Annotated in this window: 15 protein-coding genes; 9 read left to right on the top strand and 6 right to left on the bottom strand. The window is 70.4% G+C overall.

The window, feature by feature from the left end:
* Positions 1 to 100: 100 nt before the first annotated feature.
* From OIC96_RS10550 to OIC96_RS10540, 3 genes are all read right to left on the bottom strand, one after another.
* Positions 101 to 1,468, bottom strand: a complete 1,368-nt coding sequence (locus tag OIC96_RS10550) for a hypothetical protein (RefSeq protein ID WP_330308105.1) — start codon at positions 1,466 to 1,468, stop codon at positions 101 to 103.
* Positions 1,469 to 1,698: 230 nt separating this feature from the next.
* Positions 1,699 to 2,967 carry a GAF domain-containing protein gene (locus OIC96_RS10545; protein ID WP_330310330.1) on the bottom strand — a complete coding sequence of 423 codons (1,269 nt, stop codon included), beginning with the start codon at positions 2,965 to 2,967 and terminating at the stop codon, positions 1,699 to 1,701.
* 338 nt (positions 2,968 to 3,305) lie between these two features.
* Positions 3,306 to 4,955, bottom strand: coding sequence for an acyl-CoA dehydrogenase family protein (locus tag OIC96_RS10540; RefSeq protein ID WP_330308106.1), 1,650 nt, complete (start codon positions 4,953 to 4,955; stop codon positions 3,306 to 3,308).
* Positions 4,956 to 4,972: 17 nt separating this feature from the next.
* On the opposite strand from OIC96_RS10540, the gene OIC96_RS10535 reads away from it, so the two are divergent.
* Positions 4,973 to 6,145 carry a YihY/virulence factor BrkB family protein gene (locus OIC96_RS10535; protein WP_330308107.1) on the top strand — a complete coding sequence of 391 codons (1,173 nt, stop codon included), beginning with the start codon at positions 4,973 to 4,975 and terminating at the stop codon, positions 6,143 to 6,145.
* Here OIC96_RS10535 and OIC96_RS10530 read toward each other — a convergent pair whose 3' ends face one another.
* Positions 6,146 to 6,979 carry an NAD(P)H-binding protein gene (locus OIC96_RS10530; RefSeq protein ID WP_330308108.1) on the bottom strand — a complete coding sequence of 278 codons (834 nt, stop codon included), beginning with the start codon at positions 6,977 to 6,979 and terminating at the stop codon, positions 6,146 to 6,148.
* Positions 6,980 to 7,084: 105 nt separating this feature from the next.
* Between OIC96_RS10530 and OIC96_RS10525 the strand changes: the two genes are divergently transcribed.
* On the top strand, positions 7,085 to 8,032 hold the full coding sequence (locus OIC96_RS10525) for a cupin domain-containing protein (protein WP_443058533.1): 948 nt from the start codon (positions 7,085 to 7,087) through the stop codon (positions 8,030 to 8,032).
* A 9-nt stretch (positions 8,033 to 8,041) separates the two neighbouring features.
* Positions 8,042 to 8,734 carry a helix-turn-helix transcriptional regulator gene (locus OIC96_RS10520; protein WP_330308110.1) on the top strand — a complete coding sequence of 231 codons (693 nt, stop codon included), beginning with the start codon at positions 8,042 to 8,044 and terminating at the stop codon, positions 8,732 to 8,734.
* Here the strand turns inward: OIC96_RS10520 and OIC96_RS10515 are convergent.
* Together OIC96_RS10515 and OIC96_RS10510 are read right to left on the bottom strand one after the other, a co-directional pair.
* Positions 8,717 to 9,118, bottom strand: a complete 402-nt coding sequence (locus tag OIC96_RS10515) for a VOC family protein (RefSeq protein WP_330308111.1) — start codon at positions 9,116 to 9,118, stop codon at positions 8,717 to 8,719. The genes OIC96_RS10520 and OIC96_RS10515 overlap by 18 nt on opposite strands.
* Positions 9,119 to 9,644: 526 nt before the next feature.
* Positions 9,645 to 10,679: a LacI family DNA-binding transcriptional regulator gene (locus tag OIC96_RS10510; protein ID WP_330308112.1), complete on the bottom strand. Its 1,035-nt coding sequence runs from the start codon at positions 10,677 to 10,679 to the stop codon at positions 9,645 to 9,647.
* 241 nt (positions 10,680 to 10,920) lie between these two features.
* On the opposite strand from OIC96_RS10510, the gene OIC96_RS10505 reads away from it, so the two are divergent.
* The 6 genes from OIC96_RS10505 to OIC96_RS10480 all read left to right on the top strand — a co-directional run bounded on the left by OIC96_RS10505 (position 10,921) and on the right by OIC96_RS10480 (position 19,133).
* A complete protein-coding gene (locus OIC96_RS10505) occupies positions 10,921 to 12,201 on the top strand; it encodes an ABC transporter substrate-binding protein (protein WP_330308113.1) in 1,281 nt (426 codons plus the stop codon).
* A 4-nt stretch (positions 12,202 to 12,205) separates the two neighbouring features.
* Entirely contained in the window at positions 12,206 to 13,189 is a 984-nt protein-coding gene (locus OIC96_RS10500) for a carbohydrate ABC transporter permease (RefSeq protein WP_330308114.1), read from the top strand.
* Between the two features lie 7 nt (positions 13,190 to 13,196).
* Positions 13,197 to 14,054, top strand: coding sequence for a carbohydrate ABC transporter permease (locus OIC96_RS10495; RefSeq protein WP_330308115.1), 858 nt, complete (start codon positions 13,197 to 13,199; stop codon positions 14,052 to 14,054).
* A gap of 66 nt (positions 14,055 to 14,120) precedes the next feature.
* Entirely contained in the window at positions 14,121 to 15,737 is a 1,617-nt protein-coding gene (locus OIC96_RS10490) for a glycoside hydrolase family 43 protein (RefSeq protein WP_330308116.1), read from the top strand.
* Positions 15,738 to 15,968: 231 nt separating this feature from the next.
* Positions 15,969 to 16,415 carry a hypothetical protein gene (locus OIC96_RS10485; RefSeq protein ID WP_330308117.1) on the top strand — a complete coding sequence of 149 codons (447 nt, stop codon included), beginning with the start codon at positions 15,969 to 15,971 and terminating at the stop codon, positions 16,413 to 16,415.
* A gap of 42 nt (positions 16,416 to 16,457) precedes the next feature.
* Positions 16,458 to 19,133, top strand: a complete 2,676-nt coding sequence (locus OIC96_RS10480; protein WP_330308118.1) for a tetratricopeptide repeat protein — start codon at positions 16,458 to 16,460, stop codon at positions 19,131 to 19,133.
* Positions 19,134 to 19,190 lie beyond the last annotated feature (57 nt).

Raw genomic sequence — 19,190 nt, 5'->3', positions numbered from 1 at the left:
CGGGCGCGATCCCGGGCCCGAGTCGACTCCCACTTCAGCGAGCCGTCCGTTCCAGCGAGCGGTCTGCTCCAGCGAGCCGTCTACTCCATCGATTCGTCGACTACTCCATCGATCCGTCGACCGAGGACAGCGGAACGGCGTACAGCACCCGCTCCCGCACCGAGGTGCCGTCGGAGGCCCCGGTCATCGTCCACAGCTCACCCGTCTCCTGCCAGTAGGAGAGGGACGCGGTGCCCAGGCCCCAGCACGCGTGCGACTGGTCCGCCGTGCAGGTGGCGGCCTTCGCGCCGCTCCCGGTCTGCCGCCAGAGAGTGCTGTGCTGGGTGCGGCTGTCCGGTGCGTGGCCGACGTACCACCGCGCCTCGCGCGTGCCGCTCGGAGTGTGCGACAGGACGCCGGACACTCCTGCCGCCTTGGTCTCGTAGGCCTCGACCGCGTCGGCATACCCCCGGGAGTCGGCGAGCAGGCCCGTGCGGTAGGCGGCGGTGCTGTAGGAGTACCGCCAGACACGGGACCGCGCCGCGCCGCCGGAGGTGGACCGTTCGGTCGCGACCAGGCTGTCCGGCGCCGTCGTACGGTCGAGGGAGAGGGAGCCGAAGCACGGGACCGCCTTGTCGCTGCCCGCCGTACACGCGCCGCCGGTCACGTCGTAGGAGCCGACGGCCGGGAGCACGTACTGGTAGCCGTCCGCCGAGTAGCCGTCGCTCACCCTGCCGACGGCGCCGCTGTTCACGTCGGCCTTCAGGATGCGGTGCATGTCGAAGACGAGCAGGCCCGCGCCGTGCGCGGCGGTGACGATCAGCTTGTCCTGGTACCAGACCATGCCGCCGAGGCCCGAGCGGACCGCCGTGAAGTCCTTGCCGCCGTCGCGCGGGGCGACGAGCAGGACCCAGCGGTACGTGAGGGCGTCGGGGTCGGTCGCGTCGACGAAGGCGATCCGGGCCAGGCCCTCGTCCCGGGTCGGCGCGGTGGCCTGCTGGTCGTTGTGCGTCCAGCCGGCCAGGATCACCCGGTGCCCGCCCCACTGGCCGTCGTCGTCGGCGTCACCGGAGGTGGTCACGGACCGTGGCTGCCACTGGAGGGTCCTGGCGTCGCCGCTGTCCCAGCAGTACGCGCGCGTGGCCGCCGGCTCGACGGGCAGCGCTCCCTGCTCGCCGGCGGCGCAGCCGGCCTTGTCGCGCATCGAGCGGTCGGCGCTCCGCAGGACGCCGTCGACACCGACGTTCCCGCCCATGTCCTCGGTGAGCGTGTTGAGGGTGTCCCGGGCGACCAGGTTCTCGTGCAGACGCAGTTCACCGGTCGCGGTGGCCGACGTGAGCGGCGTCAGCCCGCCCGGAGTGCCGCTTCCCGTGGCCTGGGAGGTGCTGATCAGGGTGGCGGCCGCGGTCAGCGCGAGGGCGGTTCCGGCCAGGGTGGCGCGCAGCGCCTGTCCCCTTCTACGACGACGGTGCCTGCCGCGCTGCTTCATGCGTCCTCCTGAGAAGGCCAACTGCCTCTCACACTCCGGGGGTTGACGGAGAGACGGGTGGGGTGGCCTGTGAGGGGATGCTACGGCAGATGCCCACGGGCCCGGTCGAAGACCCCGGAAGACACTCACGAAATACGCATGCCACGGCATTCGTCATCCGCACGCGACGGCACTCGTCGACCAGGAGTCACCCACGAAACACCCTCAGGACATGCCCTCACGACAGACCCTCACGACAAGCCCTGCCCCTGCCACGGTGCCCCGCCCGCCCGCGCCCCCAGTACCGCCGGGGCCGTCGAGTGCGGCAGCAGGTCCAGCGGATCGTCCGGCAGCAGCACCTCGACCTCCACCTCCTCGCGGAAGCGGTACGGCCGGTGGTCGAGCAGGCCCGTGAAGCGTCGCCGTACCCGGGAGAGTTCGGCGCGGACCGTCACCGTGCGGGTGGGGTCGCCGAACAGGTCGACGGCGAGCTGGGCGGCGCTGCGCCCCTGGCGGTGCACGGCGAGCACGTACAGCAGCTCGGCGTGGCGGGGGGTCAGGTCCTGCGCCCAACTGCCCGCCGCTCCCGCGACGGTGGCGCACGGCCGCCGGGGCTCGCTGAGGTCCAGCACCACACGGCTCGCGGACCCGGAGGTGTCGGTCTCCGTGACCCGCAGCAGCCATCCGCCGGGCATCGGCTCCGCGACGCACATCCCGAGCGAGGGCAGCCAGACCCGGCCCGCGCCGAAGGAGCTGGGGAGGGGGACCCGGTCCACGGGCGGCATCCCCGTGACGGCCGCGAGCCAGCCGTTCAAGTCGACCACCAGCGCCTTGCCGCCCAGCCGGCACAGGAGGGGCGCGGCCACCGCGCGCAGCCGCTCGATGGCCGTCAGATGCCTGCTGCGCAGTTCACTTTCGGCCAGCCGGGACACCGAGTCGACCAGGGCGAGCGTGGCCGGATGAAACGTGCTGTCCGGCCCGCTCACGTCGATGATGCCGAGCAGCCGCCCGTCCCGGGGGTCGTGCACCGGCGCGGCGGCACAGGTCCAGTCGTGCAGCGTGCGCACGAAGTGCTCGGCCGAGTGCACCTGGACGGCCGCGCCCGCCGACAGCGCGGTGCCGATCGCGTTGGTGCCCGTCGTGTCCTCGCTCCACGCGGCGCCTTCCTCCAGACAGATGGTGTCGGCCCGGCGCAGCACCCCCGCGTTGCCCTCGCGCCACAGCACCCGACCCTCGGGGTCGGTGACCACCATGATCTGCAAGGAGGCGTCGGCGACCGATCCCAGCCCGCCGCTGAGGATCGGCATCACCTCGGCGAGCGCCGTGGATGTCCGGCGATGTTCGAGTTCGTCCGTCTGCAACAGCACACTGTCCGTGCCTTGTTCGGGATCGACACCGAAACGTTTCACTCGTTGCCATGACTGGCCGATGACCGGTCGCGGTGCGATCGGGGAGCGTTCGCCTCTGAGCGTCGCGGCCCAGGTTTCCTGGAGGTGCCGGACCGTTTCGGACGCGTCCAGTGGAGCGAAACGGGCGGGGTTGAACGATGTGGTCTTCACAGGGCACTCCTGAAACCAGTACCGCGCACGAGCAGTGACGCCGCCGTCTCCCCACATCGTGCCTGCTCCCGGCGCGGTACGCGGGGAGTTCGCATAAGGAGCACAAAGGAATGCAACGGTCTGCAACTCTCGCCAACGGTCACAAGGTTCCTTGAAACTGACAACGACGTCACCTCGCGCGGCGTCCGTGCTCCTTGAACGGGGCCACAAGATGCGGGGGTGGTGCCGTGTCGGCGCAGCACCACCCCCGTTCCCGTGTGCTCCCGTACGAAGAGCGACGGAATCCGGCCGCTCACGGTTCAGGAGACCGGCCGCGCCCGCTCCACCACCGTGGCCAGATCCAGACTGTGCGGCAGCGTCCCGAAGGCCGAACCCCAGTCCCCGCCCAGCCGTGAGGCACAGAACGCGTCGGCGACCTCCGGGGGCGCGTACCGGACGAGCAGCGACCCCTGGAGCACCGTCGCGATCCGCTCGACGAGACGGCGGGCGCGGCCCTCGATGCCGTCCAGGTCGGCGAGTTCGGCCAGCAGGTTCTTGATGGCGCCGTCCAGGCGGTGGTCGGCGCCGCGCGCCTGGCCCACCTCGCGCAGATAGGCGTCGAGGGCCCCCGGCTCCCGTTGCAGCGCGCGCAGGACGTCCAGCGCCTGGACGTTGCCCGCGCCCTCCCAGATGGAGTTGAGCGGCGACTCGCGCAGCAGCCGGGGCATGCCCGACTCCTCCACGTATCCGTTGCCGCCCAGGCACTCCAGCGCCTCCACGGCCACCGGCGTGCACCGCTTCGTCACCCAGTACTTGGCGGCCGGCACCGCGAGCCGCAGGAACGCCCGCTCCTGCTCGCTCCCGTCGTCGTAGGCGGCGGCCAGCCGCAGCGCGAGCGTCGTCGCGGCCTCGGACTCCAGCGCCAGATCGGCGAGTACGTTCCGCATCAGCGGCTTGTCGACCAGCCGGCCGCCGAACGCCTCACGGTAGGTGCAGTGGTGGATCGCCTGCGCGACCGCCTGCCGCATCAGCGAGGCCGAGCCCAGCACACAGTCCAGCCGGGTCGCCGCGACCATCTCGATGATGGTGCGCACCCCGCGCCCCTCGTCCCCGACCCGGCGCGCCCAGGTCCCGTCGAACTCGACCTCGCTCGACGCGTTCGACTTGTTGCCGAGCTTGTCCTTGAGCCGCTGGATGCGGAACGTGTTCCGCGAACCGTCCTCCAGAACGCGCGGGACGAGGAAGCAGGTGAGCGCCCCTTTGTCCCCGGAGGGGGCTGCCTGCGCCAGCACCAGGAAACCGTCCGACATCGGCGCCGAACAGAACCACTTGTGGCCCGTCAGCTCATACGTCCCGTCCTCGGCGAGCGGCCGCGCCTCGGTCGTGTTGGCGCGTACGTCGCTGCCGCCCTGCTTCTCCGTCATCCCCATCCCGAAGAGCACGCCGGCCTTCTGGGAGGCGGGCCGCAGCCCCTGGTCGTACACCGTGGACGTCAGCCGCGGCTCCCACTCGGCGGCGAGCGCCGGGTCGGTGCGCAGCGCGGGCACCGCCGCGTGGGTCATCGACAGCGGGCAGCCGTGGCCCGCCTCGGCCTGCGTCCAGACCACGAAGGAGGCCGCGCGCCGCACATGGCCGCCCGGACGGTTCCAGGCCGCGGTCAGCCCCGCGGACACGCCCTTCCCGAGGAGCCGGTGCCAGGCCGGATGGAACTCGACCTCGTCGATCCGGTTGCCGTAGCGGTCGTGGGTGCGCAGCTTGGGCGGGTTCTCGTTGGCGAGCGTCCCCCACTCCTGTACCTGAGCGGAACCGGCGCTGCGCCCGAGCGCCGACAGATCGTCTCGCGCCTCCTCAAGGATCTCCGGATCGAGATGTCGGCCGACCGCCTCCGCAAGGGCCCGGTCGGCGGTGAATACGTCATATCCGACCAGGGGAGGAGCCTGGTTGGTCACGGTGTGGGTGCTGGCTGCCATACGGATACGGTAAGGACGTGCACCAGGCAAAAGAAACACCTGAACGGCCTCCCTCGGGCCGCTTCCACCGCGCTCGCGCGCTGTACCGGAACGTATCGAAGCGCAGGACCGCCTGGCTGCTGCTCAAGGACACCGTCAACTCGTGCATGGAGTACCGGATCCTGGGGCTGGCGGCCGAGGCCGCCTTCTTCACGCTCCTGTCCGTGCCACCGCTGCTGCTGAGCATGATCGGCCTGCTCGGATACGTGGACGCCTGGACCGGCGCCGACACGATCGCCAGCCTGGAGACCAACATCCTGGAGGCCTCGCGCACGGTCCTGTCCGACAAGGGCGTGCACCAGATCGCCGAACCGATCCTCCACGACGTGATGAAGGGCGGCCGGCCCGACATCATCTCCCTCGGCTTTCTGTTCGCCCTGTGGTCGGGCTCCCGCGCGGTGAACGTCTTCATCGACACCATCACCGTGATGTACGGCCTCGACGGCGCCCGGGGGATCGTGAAGACCCGGGTGATGTCGTTCCTGCTGTTCATCGTGGCGCTGCTGATCGGTTCGATCGCGCTGCCGCTGATGGTGGCGGGCCCGGACGCCGTGGTGAACGTCGTGCCGTGGTCGGCGACGCTCGTACAGGTCCTGTACTGGCCCGTCGTCATCGTCCTGTCGGTCGTCTTCCTCACGACGCTCTACCACGTGTCCGTGCCGGTGCGCTCCCCGTGGGTCGAGGACGTGCCGGGCGCCCTGGTGGCCCTCGGGATGTGGGTGCTCGGCAGCTTCCTGCTCCGCATCTACCTGACCAACACGGTCGAGGGCCCCACGATCTACGGCTCGCTCGCCGCGCCCGTCGCCGTTCTGCTGTGGATCGGCGTGTCCGCCTTCGCGGTACTGGTCGGCGCCGCCGTCAACGCCGCCATCGACCGGATCTGGCCGGCCGCCGCCACCGCCGCGGCCCGCGCCGCCAACGAACGCCTGCGCGAGGCCCAGGCCGCCGAGTACGTCGCCCGCGCCGCCGCGCACCGCTCGTACGACGCCGACCCCGACGACGTCGACGACTCCGACATGCCCTCCGAGTTCCCGGAACGCTGGTCGCGCTTCCTGCCCCCGGAGGACGTCACCTCCCGGCTGCGCACACACGCGAAGAGCACGCATCACCATCCGCACCGGAACGGGGACGCACCGCCACCGGAGCAGTGATCAGGCCTTCCACGTGCCCGCCGCCGCGGCCTCCCGAGCGAAGTCCGTGAAGTCGCGCGGCTCGCGGCCCAGGATCTGCTGGACGCCGTCCGAGAGGTAGGAGTTGCGGCCGTCGAGGAGGCTCTCGAACAGGTCGACGAGGAACTCGACCTCCTCGGGCGGCACCCCGAACCCGGCCAGATTGTCGCCGTACTGGCGCGCCGTCACCGGGGTGTACGTCAGCTCGCCGCCCGTCGCCTTCGCGATCTCCGCGACCGCCTCGCGGAAGGTCAGCAGCCGGGGCCCCGAGATCGCGAGCTCCTGACCGACGTACCGGTCGCCCGACGTCAGGGCGGCCACCACGACGTCCGCGATGTCCCGTACGTCGATGAACGGCTCGCGCACCTCACCCGCGGGGAAGACCAGCTCCCCGTGGCGCAGCCCCTCCACCAGCGGGCCTTCGCTGAAGTTCTGCGCGAACCACGCGGCCCGTACGATCGTCCAGTCCGCGCCCGACGCCCTGAGCGCCTCCTCGGTCGGCCGGGCCCGCTCCTCGCCCCGCGACGACAGCAGCACCAGCCGCCGTACGCCGAGATCGACCGCTTGCCGCCCGATACCGCCGACATCCACCGCGGCCCGCGGGGAGCCGACGTCCGAGGGATACACGAGATACGCGGCGTCGCAGCCCCGCAGGGCGTCCGCCCATGTCGTGGGGTTCTCCCAGTCGAAACCCTGGGCGCGCGATGCGGCCCGCACCGTCAGCCCGGCCGCCCGCGCGGCCTCCGCGACCCGGCGCCCGGTGCGCCCCGAGGCGCCTGTCACCAACACCGTCATGTTCTTCGTGTTCTCTGCCATGCCTGTCAGTCAACTGCCGCCCGGTGTACGGAACCATCGCTGAACGGCTCATTCCCATGCGTACGCGTCTACGCTGACGCCATGGACGCACCCCCACGCTCGAACATGCTCACGCGGGGGGACCCCCTTGCAGGCCTGTTGGAGGGTCCACGCGCGCGTGGCGCCTTCATGATCCGTGCGTGCTTCGACCCGCCGTGGTGTGTACGCGTCGAGGACCGCGCCCCCCTGACGATCATGCTGGTGGTCCGCGGCGACGCCTGGGTCGTACCGGACCGGGGCGAGCGGGTGCGGCTGAAGGCGGGCGACCTCGCCATCGCGCGCGGCCCGGACCCGTACCTCTGCGCCGACGACCCGGGGACCGCGCCGCAGGCGGTGATCCTGCCGGGCGGCGAGTGCACCTACCCCGACGGGCGCTCCCTGAAGGGCCAGTGGGACCTCGGCGTACGCAGCTGGGGCGACCGGCTCGACGGCTCCACGGTGCTGCTGATCGGGACGTACATGATGCAGGGCGAGATCAGCGGACGGCTGCTCGACGCCCTGCCGCCCCTTCTCTCCCTCACCTCCGACGTGTGGGAGTGCCCGCTGACGCCGATCCTCGCCGAGGAGATGGTGCGCGACGAGCCCGGGCAGGAGGTCGTCCTCGACCGACTGCTCGACCTGCTGATGATCGCGGCGCTGCGGGCCTGGTTCTCGCGCCCCGAGGCCGCGGCGCCCGCCTGGTACCAGGCTCTCGCGGACCCGGTCGTCGGCCGGGTGCTGCGGCTCTTGCAGGACGACCCGGCCCATCCCTGGACGGTGGCGACCCTCGCCGCCAAGGCCGGAGTCTCGCGGGCCGCGCTGGCCCGGCGCTTCAGCGAACTCGTGGGCGAGCCCCCGATGACGTATCTGACCGGCTGGCGGCTGGCCCTGGCCGCCGACCGCCTGGTCGAAACGGACGACACCCTCGACTCGATCGCCCGCCACGTCGGCTACGGCAGCGCGTTCGCGCTGTCCAGCGCGTTCAAGCGGGTGTACGGGGTCAGCCCGCAGGAGCATCGGACGCGGGCGGCGTAGCCTGGCGACGTGTACGTGGAACGCGCGTCCCGGCTGGCGGGCGCCGTGGTGTGGAGCCGTGTCCTGCCGGGGAGCGGCTCGGCCGTACGGCCCGTGCTGCCCGACGGTTGCATGGACCTGCTGTGGACCGAGGGACGGCTGCTGGTCGCCGGTCCCGACACGCGGGCGTACGTGCCCGGTGGCGTGCCCGGTGGCTGGGCGGGCATCCGGTTCTACCCCGGTACAGCGCCCACGTTGCTGGGTGTTCCCGCGCACGAACTCCGCGACCGGCGGGTGGAGTTGGCCGACCTGTGGCCCGTTACGGAGGTTCGGCGCCTCACTGGGAAGGTCGACGGGGCCGCCGACCCCGTGAGTGCCCTGGAGGAGGTGGCTCTGGAGCGTGCGGTGGACGCCGATCCCCCGGATCCGCTGCTGCGGGGTCTGGTCGCGGCGCTGGACCATGGCAGACCGGTCGCTGCGGTCGCTGATGAACTGGGCCTGAGCGCAAGGCAGTTGCACCGCCGCTCGCTGGCCGCGTTCGGCTACGGGCCGAAGATGCTGGCCCGGGTGTTGCGGCTGCAGCGGGCCCTCTCGCTCGCGCGGGGCGGGGTGCCCCTCGCGGAGACCGCGGTTCGCGCCGGGTTCGCGGACCAGGCCCATTTGGCGCGGGACGTAAGGGAGTTGGCGGGGATGCCCGCGCGGGAGCTACTGCGTCTCGGGTAGCCGCGCGAACAGGTCGACGCCGTTGCCGTCCGGGTCGTGCACGACGGCGTACCGCTGGCCCCAGAAGGCGTCCCACGGCTTGAGCTCGCCGTGATGCCCGGCGCCGACCAGTTCCTCGTACACGGAGTCGACTTCCGCGGGGCTGTCGCAGAGGAAGGCGAGCGCGATCCGGCCGCCGCCGGCCGGGGGCCGCCAGCCGCTGTGGAACGAACGGATCGTCTCCTCCGTGTCGAGCGCCAGCCGCAGCCCGCCGGGCAGCTCCGCCTCGACGTGCGGCTGGTCCTCGGAGCCGTCGGGGAACTCGATTCCGAGGCGACGGTAGAAGGCGAGGGAGGCGGCCATGTCGGAGACGACGAGGCCGATCACATCGAATCGTGGAGTCATGAGGGCAGGGTAGGCAGGGCGGGGGAGCGGGGTCTTGAACGAATCGGACACGGATGGCAGGGTTCGGCCCCCGCCGCCCCGCCACGGAAATGGGCTCGGCACATGCCTGCGCCGTCATCCCGCTGACACGCCCACGGAGGAGCCGGTCCCCGGACGGCTCGGCGGCGAGCCCGACTGGCTCCAGGGCGAGGAGACCCCCGACTGCCCCCGCTGCGCCGGCCGCATGACGTTCGTGGCCGAGCTGGAGGAGGGGGTGCGACATCGCCGCCTCGGCGAACTTCGGCGGCGGGGGCCGCGGTTATGTCTTCGGCTGCCGTCCCTGTGACGAGGCCGCGTTCCTCTGGCAGCGCTGACGGCTGTCGAGAGGGTCACGCTGGGGCTGGGGCTGGGGCTGGGGCTGGGGCTGGGGCTGGGGCTGGGGCTGGGGCTGGGGCTGGGGCTGGGTCTGGAGCCGGATATCGCCCTGCGGCGACTCTTCCGCTGCCCGCCCCGCCCCGCCCCGCCCCACCCTGCCCCGTGCCACTGCCTAGCCGGGCGCCGGGCCCGTGCTCGCCCTCTCCACCAGGCGGGTCGACAGCTCCGTGCGCGTGCCCTCCGGCTGGTCGCCCGCCATCATGCGGACGAGCAGGCGCAGAGCCGTCGCCGCCATCTCGGAGAGCGGCTGGCGCACGGTGGTGAGCGCCGGGGTGGCCCAGCGGGACTCGGGGAGGTCGTCGAAGCCGACCACGCTGATGTCGTCCGGGACGCTCAGCTTCCGCTCTGCCAGGGCCTGGTAGACGCCGAGCGCCATCTTGTCGGAGCAGACGAAGACCGCGGTGGGCGGTTCGGGGAGGTCGAGGAGTTCCAGCATGCGGCGGTGCGCGCCGGTCTCGTTGAAGCTGCCGTAGCGGATGAATTCGGGGCGGTGCCGGATCCCGGCCGACGCGAGGGCCGAGCGGTAGCCGGCGATCCGGTCGCTGCTGCATATCTTGCGGCGGTAGCCGCCGACGGCGGCGATGCGTTCATGGCCGAGGGAGAGCAGATGCTCCGTCGCGAGCAGGCCGCCCTGCCAGTTCGCCGCGCCCACCGACACCACGCCCGGCGGCGGTTCGAGGACCGGGTCGATCATCACGAACGGGATGCGGTGCTGGTCGAGCCAGGCGTACTGCGACGCGGTCAGCTCGGCCAGGTTGAACAACACCCCTGACGATCCCCGGGTGGTGAGCTTGTCCAGCCAGCCGCGCTCGGGACGCCCGCCCCTGGTCCGGGTGAGCCCCGCCGACACCACCACTTCCAGGCCCGCGTCGTGTGCCGCGCCCTCCACGCCGTGCAGCACCGCGCCGGACCAGGAGCTCTCCAGGGAGTGCACCACCAGGTCGACCAGGCCGGGCGCCTTTGACGCCTCGAAGCGGGGTCTGCGGACGTAGCCGAGCCGGTCGAGCGCCTCGGTGACCCTGCGGCGGGTTTCCGGCGCCACGTCCTCGCGGCCGTTGACCACCTTCGACGCCGTCGGCACGGACACCCCGGCCTCGCGCGCGACGACCGCCAATGTCGGCCCGGTCGCGCTTCCCGTACGGACCATGGAGTCCGCCCCTCCGGCCCGCCCGAGGGCCATCCCTGTGGCCCCCGAGGGCCATCGAAAGTTTCGAATAGCGCTGCTCACGCGACCGAAACATTGACCGCGTAGCAACCGGTTCCTACATTAAGCCCGCCTCAACACGGCGTGAAGAAGCAGGGATTCGCAGAATTCTTCCGAGCCGAAACTTTCGAAATGCCGAACAAGCGAGCCGCATTGCCGAACGCGGAGACAGAGGGGTGAGGGCATGAAGTACCAAGCCAGCCAAGGGATACGGGTGGCGGTCGGCGCCGCGGTCATCGCCCTCATGGCGTCCGGCTGCGGCGGGGGCTCCTCCGACAGTGCCGACGGCGGAACCATCACGCTCACCGTCACGACCCACGTCGACTACGGCTACCGGGACCTCTACAAGGAGTACGAGAAGAGCCACCCCGGCATCAAGATCAAGGAAGTCCTGATCGACGACCTGCCGAAGAAGCTCGTCACCCAGCTCGCGGCGAACCGCGGCGCCTCCGACGTGGTCGGCCTCGGCGACGACATCATCGGCAAGTTCAAGCCCAGCCACCAGCGCTTCCTCAACCTCGCCGACTACGGCGTCGACAACACCTCCGACCCGTGGGTGCAGTGGGCGTACGACTACGGCACGGTCGACGGCGGCAAGTACGTACTGGGCATGCGCACCGACCTCGGCGGGCTCGGCATCTGCTACCGCACCGACCTGTTCAAGCAGGCGGGACTGCCGACCGACCCCGAGAAGGTCGCGGCGCTCTGGCCCACCTGGGACAAGTTCACCGAGACGGGCGAGAAGTTCAGCGCCAAGGTCAAGAACGCCTCCTTCACCGCCAATACGGGTGACGTCTGGGTCGGCATGGGCAATCAGCTCAAGGAAACCTTCTTCGCCGAGTCCGACGACTCGTTCATCGCCGACAAGAACTCCGACCTCAAGACGGACTTCCTGACCGCCGCGAACATGTCCGTGAAGAAAGTCAGCGGCGGATATCCGCCCTTCACCCCGGAAATGGCGAACGCCCTGAAGACGGGCAAGGCGGCAACCGCTGTCTGTCCCGCCTGGAAGCTCGACCGCACCAAGGAGGCGTCCGGTGCCGCCAACGCCGGCAAGTGGTCGGTGGCCGCGGCCCCGCAGGGCGGCAACTGGGGCGGCTCCTATCTCCTGGTGCCCAAGCAGACCAAGCACCCCAAGGAGGCTGTGGCGCTGGCCCGTTGGCTGACCTCCTCCAAGGTGCAGAAGCAGCTCTTCCTCTCCAAGGGTTACCTCTCCAGCCACCCGTCGGTCTACAACGACCCACAGGTGCAGGCGAAGAAGGACGCGTACTTCTCCAACGCCCCCACCGGCAAGATCTTCGCCGAGGCCGTCGACGCGATGCAGCCCCTCTACCGGGGCACCAAGGACAGCGACGTCGCCACCGCCTTCATGAACGCCCTGCTCCGCGTCGAACAGGGCAAGCAGAAGCCGGAGGACGCCTGGAACCAGGCCGTCTCCGACGCCAAGAAGGTCGCGGGGGAATGACCCGATGACGGTCACCGAGACCCGTCCCGGCACGGGGGCACCCATGGCTCCCGTGCCGGGACGGCACCACCGCCGAGGCGGCTGGCGCACCCGCCTCACCCGCTTCGACCTGCGGTACACCCCGTACGTCCTCATCGCCCCGTTCTTCGTGATCTTCGGCGTCTTCGCCGCCTATCCGCTCCTCTACACCGGCTGGATCTCCTTCCACAAATGGGCGATCATCGAGGGCGACCAGGGCTGGACGGGCCTGCACAACTACCAACTCCTGTTCCAGGACTCGTACTTCTGGAACGCGCTCCTCAACACCACGCTCCTGCTGGTGTTCGGCACCGGAGTCCAGCTGCTCCTCGCGCTCTGGCTCGCCGGCATCCTCAACCGCAAGCTCAGCGGCAGCGCGGTGTGGCGGGCCGGGGTCGTGCTGCCGCACATCGTGTCGGTGGTCGCCGTCAGCCTCGTCTTCGCGCAGCTTTACGGCTTCCACACCGGCATCATCAACGACGTACTGAGCCTGGCCGGCATCGACCGGATCGACTGGCAGGCCAGCCGCTGGACCGCCATCCCCGCCGTCTCCACCATCATCATCTGGCGCTGGGCGGGCTACTACGCGCTGATCTTCCTCGCCGCGATGCAGGGCGTCCCGCGCGAACTCCACGAGGCCGCGATGCTCGACGGCGCCTCCCACCGACGCATCTTCTGGTCCATCACGGTGCCGTCCATCCGCCCCACCGTCATCTTCTCCGTCGTCATGTCGACGATCGGCGCGATGCAGACCTTCACCGAGCCCCAACTCTTCGACACCCAGGGCACGGAGGGCACGGGCGGCAGCGACCGGCAGTTCCAGACGCTGATGATGTACCTCTACGAGAAGGGCTTCCGCGAGTTCAACGCGGGCTACGCGGCCACCCTCGCCTGGGTGATGTTCCTGCTCATCGCCGTTCTCTCCGGCATCAACTACGCGCTGTCGCGGCGCATCGCGTCGAAGGACTGATGCCGTCATGACCCTTGCCCTGCCCAGCCGGAAGACCCGGCAGGCCTCCGGACGGCCCGGTTTCCTCGTGTACGGCGTCCTCGTCGCCGTCCTGGCCGCCTCCCTCTTCCCCCTCTACTACTCCTTCGTGCTGCCCACCCGCGACAACTCGGTGATCGGCGACTCGGCGCTGACCCTCACGCCCGGCGGCAACCTGGTCCACAACATCCAACGCGTCTACGACACGGTCGACTTCTGGCTCGCGCTGCGGAACTCCCTGATCGTCTCGACCACGGTGACGGTCTGCTGCGTCCTGCTGTCGTCCCTCGCCGGGTTCGCCTTCGCCAAGCTGCCGTTCCGCGGCCGCAACGCGCTGTTCCTCGCGGTGGTCGTCACCGCGATGCTCCCGACCCAGCTCGGCATGATCCCGCTCTACATGCTGATGGGAAAGCTCGGCTGGATCGCCACCCTCAAGGCCGTCATCGTCCCGGCGCTCGTCAACGCCTTCGCCGTCTTCTGGATGCGCCAGGCCAGCGAGGAGTCCGTCCCGTACGAACTGGTCGAGGCCGCCCGCGTCGACGGCTGCTCCACCCTCGGCATCTTCTGGCATGTGGCGCTGCCCGCGATCCGCCCGCAGGCCGCCGTGCTCGCCATGTTCACCTTCATGGCCACCTGGAACGACTTCATGTGGCCGCTGATCGTCCTGGACCCCTCCGTCACCCCGACGGTCCAGACGGCCCTGTCCTCACTCGCGAGCGGCTACGCCCTCGACTACACCCTGATCCTCTCCGGCGCCGCGATCGGCGTACTGCCGCTGCTGCTCGTGTTCCTGCTGCTGTCCCGGCAGATCGTGGCCGGTGTGATGCAGGGCGCGGTGAAGGGCTGACCTCACCAACCACCCATCACCAACCACCAACCTGCGTGCCCCGAACCCTCTGCTGAAAGGACCTGCATGACCGCGGGCCATATCCGCAACCCCGTGCTGCCCGGATTCCACCCGGACCCGAGCATCCTGCGCGTCGGAACGGACTACTTCCTCGCCACATCCACCTTCGAATGGTTCCCGGGCGTGCCCGTGCACCGCTCGACCGATCTCGTCCACTGGGAGCCGGCCGGTCACATCCTGGACCGGACGGACCTTCTGGACCTGCGCGGTGTGGCGGACTCGGCCGGCGTGTGGGCGCCGTCCCTCTCGCACCACGACGGCCGGTTCTGGCTGGTCTACAGCATCGTGCGGACCATCGGGCACCCCTACAAGGACGTCGACAACTACCTGATCACCGCGCCCGCGATCGACGGACCGTGGTCGGAGCCGGTGTTCCTGAACTCCTCCGGCTTCGACCCGTCCTTCTTCCACGACGAGGACGGCCGCAGCTGGCTGCTCAACATCCAGTGGGACCCGCGCGAGGGGCACCCCTCGTTCGCCGGAATCCTGCTCCAGGAGTACGACGCCGAGAAGCAGGCCCTGATCGGGGAGCCCCGCACGATCCTCACGCACGAGGAGCTGATCGAGGGCCCCAACGTCTACCGGCACGACGGCTGGTACTACCTGATGCTCGCGGAGGGCGGCACCGGCTGGAACCACGGCATCCTCATGGCCCGCTCGCGCGACCTGCCGGGCCCGTACGAACTCGACCCGGACGGCTCGCTGTTGACGACCCGGGACACCCCCGACTGGCCCCTGCAGAAAGCGGGCCACGGGGAACTCGTCCAGACCCCGGAGGGCGAGTGGTACCTCGCCCACCTGGCCTCACGCCCGGTGCGCACCGCGGAGGGGCCGCGCTGCATCTTGGGCCGCGAGACGTGCCTTCAGCGGGTGACGTGGACGGGGGAGGGGTGGCTGCGGTTGGCGGACGGGGGCCGCAGCCCGAGCCTGGAGGTTCCGGCGCCTGCGGGGGTGGAGCCGGGGCGGGAAACGGTGACCGATGTCCGCGACGACTTCAACACACCAGCCTTGGACGGAAGTTGGAGCACGCTGAGAGGACCCGCCTCCCCCGACTGGCTGACGCTCACCGAGCGCCCGAGCCACCTTCGGCTCCGCGGCCGCCAAAGCCTCCACTCTCACTTCGACCAGAGCCTGATCGCACGACCGCTCACCTCGGTCCACTGCGAGGTGACGACGGTCGTCGACTTCCGCCCCTCGCACTTCTCCCAACTCGCGGGCCTGGTCTGCTGGTACGACACCTCCACGCACTACTACCTACGCCTCACCCACGTCGAGGGCAGGGGCCGGGTACTGGGCGTGGTCCTCACCGACGACGGCACGTACCGCGAACTCCCCGACACCGAACTGGCCGTGGACGACTGGCCGTTGGTCCACCTACGAGCCCGCTTCGACGGCGCGGAACTCCACTTCTCCGCCTCACCCGACGGAGCCGCCTGGCACGACCTGGGCCCGGCCCTGGACGCGAGCAGGCTCTCGGACGACTACGGGGACCGGTTGCGGTTCACCGGGGCGTTCGTCGGCGTGTGCGTGCAGGACCTGGGCGGGACCCGAGCGGTGGCGGACTTCGACTGGTTCGAGGTGCGGGAACTGGGGGATGAGGTTCGGGTTGTAGTTCGAGGGTGACGGTTCGACTCCCGGAGCCAGGCGTCCCAGTACGTGGCGAGGGAGGTCGGGGAGGCTTGTACCAGTCACCCGGGAGCCCGGAACCCGCTAAGCCGGCCCCAGACACTGCACCGCGCGCCCCACAGGATGCCGCAAGGTCCCTGCGCGCCCGGGTCGTTGTGCCTACCCTGAAGAGTGCGCCTGATGGGGAAGCACCCGTCGGCCAAGCCACACATCACCGGGGGAGCAGGCATGGTTGATGCGGAGATCGTGCAGTTGCTGGAGCAGGCCGGGCCCTACCTGACGGCCGCGGTCGGCGCCTACGGGGCGGCCGTGCTCACACGGGCGGAGGACACCGCCGCCGAGGCCACCGTCACCCTGGGCCGCCGAATCCTGCGAGCCGTGTGGAGTCGCCGGGACGAACCCGGGCGGGCCGCGCTGGAACAGGCCGTGGCCGAGGCCGCCGACGAGCCCGACGACCTCGATGCCGCGGCCATGCTGCGCCGGCAGCTCAAGCAGGCCCTGCGCGAGGACGCCGAACTGCGAACCGAACTCGCCGAGATGCTGCGGACAGCGGCCACCACGGTCGGCGGCGTGTGGGCCGGGGACCACAGCCCGGCGGTGTCACACAGCCGGATCGGCGGAGACAACATCCAGATCGGACATGCGGGGGGAGACGTCCGGATCGGCCCGGCCTGACCGGCATCGTCAGTGTCATCACGCAGCACAGGAGCGGCAGGGGTGGACGGACCGAGCGTAGACAACTCCTGGATCGGCGGACACAACATCCAGCTCGGCGATGTCGCCGGACACGTCACGATCATGCTGGAACAGCGCTCGTTCCGGCTTGAGCTGCTGCGGCCGTTGGAGTCCCCCGAACTGCCCGAGAAAGTGCGGCACCAGCCGAGCTATCTGCTGCACCCGGGCAACCAGGTCGTGCCCTATCGGCCGCCGGTCGTGGACCTGGAGGCACTAGCCGGCTGGCGGGACAGCAGAGAGGGCCTGTCGGTGCTCCTGCTCCACGGACCGGGCGGGCAGGGGAAGACCCGTACCGCACAGTACTTCGCCTCCCGCGCCGTGGCTGACGGCTGGTCGGTGGCGCAGGCCAGGGATCTCGCGACGGCGGCGCCCCTCTTGCCATCGGGCGAAGGACCGCCCTCCGAGCGACTGCTGATCGTCGTCGACTACGCCGAGCGCTGGCGGTATCTCAGCCTGCTGGCGATGCTCGAGTCGTCGCGCGGTGCAGGTGGGGCCCGGGTGGTACGGGTCCTGCTGCTCGCCCGCTCCGACACTCACCTCTGGGACCAGCTGGAGGCCGAGCTCGACGGTTTGGGTATTTCCTACGCTCCGCCGATCGCACTGGCCGGCTTCGCCGGGCCGTCGAGGGAAGCACTCTTCGCCGAGGCCGCCGCGGCATTCGCCTGTGCCCTGGACGCTCCCGACCTGGCCCCGCCCGTCCCGGACGACCTCGCCGACCCGGCGTACGCCTCGCCGCTGACCCTCCACATGGCGGCCCTCGCGGGAGTCGTCGCCGCGCGCGAGGACGACGCGCGCCCGGCCGACATCTCGCGCTACCTGCTGTTGCACGAGCAGCGCCGCTGGAACGCCTCCGATGCCGCGGACACCATGCGTGCTCTGGTGGTCCTGGCCACTCTGTTCGGTCCCGCCCGCACGCGGGAGTCGGCCCGGGCGCTGCTGCTCGCCACCGGAGCCGCCGACGGGCCCGCCGAGGCAGACCGGGCGCTGAGGGCGCACCGGACCCTGTATCCGTCCGACCAGAACCTGACGCCACTGCGTCCCGACCGGTTCGCCGAGGACTTCCTCGGCTGGCATCTGGGCCGCGACCAGGAGGCGGGGGACGATCTCGCCGAGCTGCTCACCGGCGACGGCTCTCTGCTGCAGGACGGCGACATCCGCCAGGCGCTGATCGTCCTTGCCAACGCCGTCCGCCACGATCCCGTCCGCGACCTCCTGGACACGGTGATCGGCGAGCGACCTGATCTCGCAGAGACCTCGCCCGCGATCATGCTCGCTGTCGCCGAACATCTTTCGCCGTACACGGCGATGCTGATTGCCCTGCGACCGGTCAGAGGCGTGGAACTGACCTACGCTCGGCTCAAGCTGACCCAGCAGAGCGCGAAGGCCATTCCGGACGGTGCTCCCGCCGCCGTCGACATCGCGTTCCGTTGGATGCTCGCGCGGAGCCTGATGGACTATGGGGAACACGTCGAGGCGTCCGACGTGCTGGCCAAGGCCGTCCAGCAGGTGAGGGAGCACAGTGACGACCCCGAGATCGGGGATCCCGTAGACCTGGCCGAGCTGCTCAACCACTATGCCGAGACGCTCGCCTACACCGGGAGGCAGTCCGAGTCGGCGCTCGTCATGTCCGAGGCGATCGAGCTCCTGCGGCAGCATCCCCAGGGGCCGTCCCCTGACGAAGCGTCCCGGCACAAGGACATCCTGGCGAGGAGCCTGAGTAACCACTCCAACGTTCTCTCGGACGCCGGGGATCTGCAGGGAGCGCTCGCTGCCGCCGAGGAATCGGTCGCTCTGTACGGGGATCTGGCGGCCCAGGACGAGGAGAGCTACGGAGCGTCACTGGTCGGCGCCGAGGCGGGTGTCGCCCGGCTGCTGCACGAGTTGGGTCATGCCGAGGAAGCCGTCCAGGTGGGTCGGCGTGCCGCCGACGCGCTGCGCTGGCTGTCAGCGGACGATCCCGAGACTCACCGGATCGAATACGCCCGCACCCTGCACAACCTGGGGCTGAGCCTCGAAGAGACCGGCCAGTCCGGACAGGCGGCCCTCGCGTTGTCCGAGGCGGCCGACCTCTATCGATATCTGGCGCAGCACATTCCCCTTCGCTTTCTGGCTCACCTTGGTGAGTGCCTTTTCGCGTTGGCTGGAGTTCTGGGGGAGCTCCAACGCTCGGCCGAGATGATCAGAGTGCTCCGTGAGCTGGCGACCGTGGAGCGGCAGTTGCGGGAAACGGCGCCTGATTGGGACGCCCGCAGGCTCGCCGTCACGATGTATTCCCTCGGTCAACAGTTGGCGATGCTGGAGGATTACGAGCACGCGTTGTCGACGCTGACCGAATCGGTGGGGCTGTTCCGGAGCCTGACCGCGTTACATCCGGGCTCGGCCGAGGCCATGTCACGCGCTCTCGTCTTCCTCAGCATCGTGCAGAGCGCCCTCGGCGACAGGCCCGCGGCGGCGGTTGCCGCCCGGGAGGCGGTCGGGTTGTTCCGTGTGCAGTCCGACGGCTCCGATGAGGCGGTTCATCGGCTGCGTCTTGCGCTGCAACGGCTGGCATCCTGCTTGCCTGAGGATGGCACGGAACACGCGGCCGTCCTGGCTGAGCTCGACGAGAATCTCGAGCCCGGCCTGCCTTGGGCCGAGGACGCGCTGGACTTGGAGTAGGACGACCGGCGGAACCATGCCCGGACTGCCCAGGAGACAGAACGAACGGCTCGTCCC

It is taken from the genome of Streptomyces sp. NBC_00775, assembly GCF_036347135.1.
GTDB classification, from domain to species: domain Bacteria; phylum Actinomycetota; class Actinomycetes; order Streptomycetales; family Streptomycetaceae; genus Streptomyces; species Streptomyces lutosisoli.
Note: the sequence above shows the minus strand (reverse complement) of the source record. Positions and strands in the feature narration are given on the sequence as shown.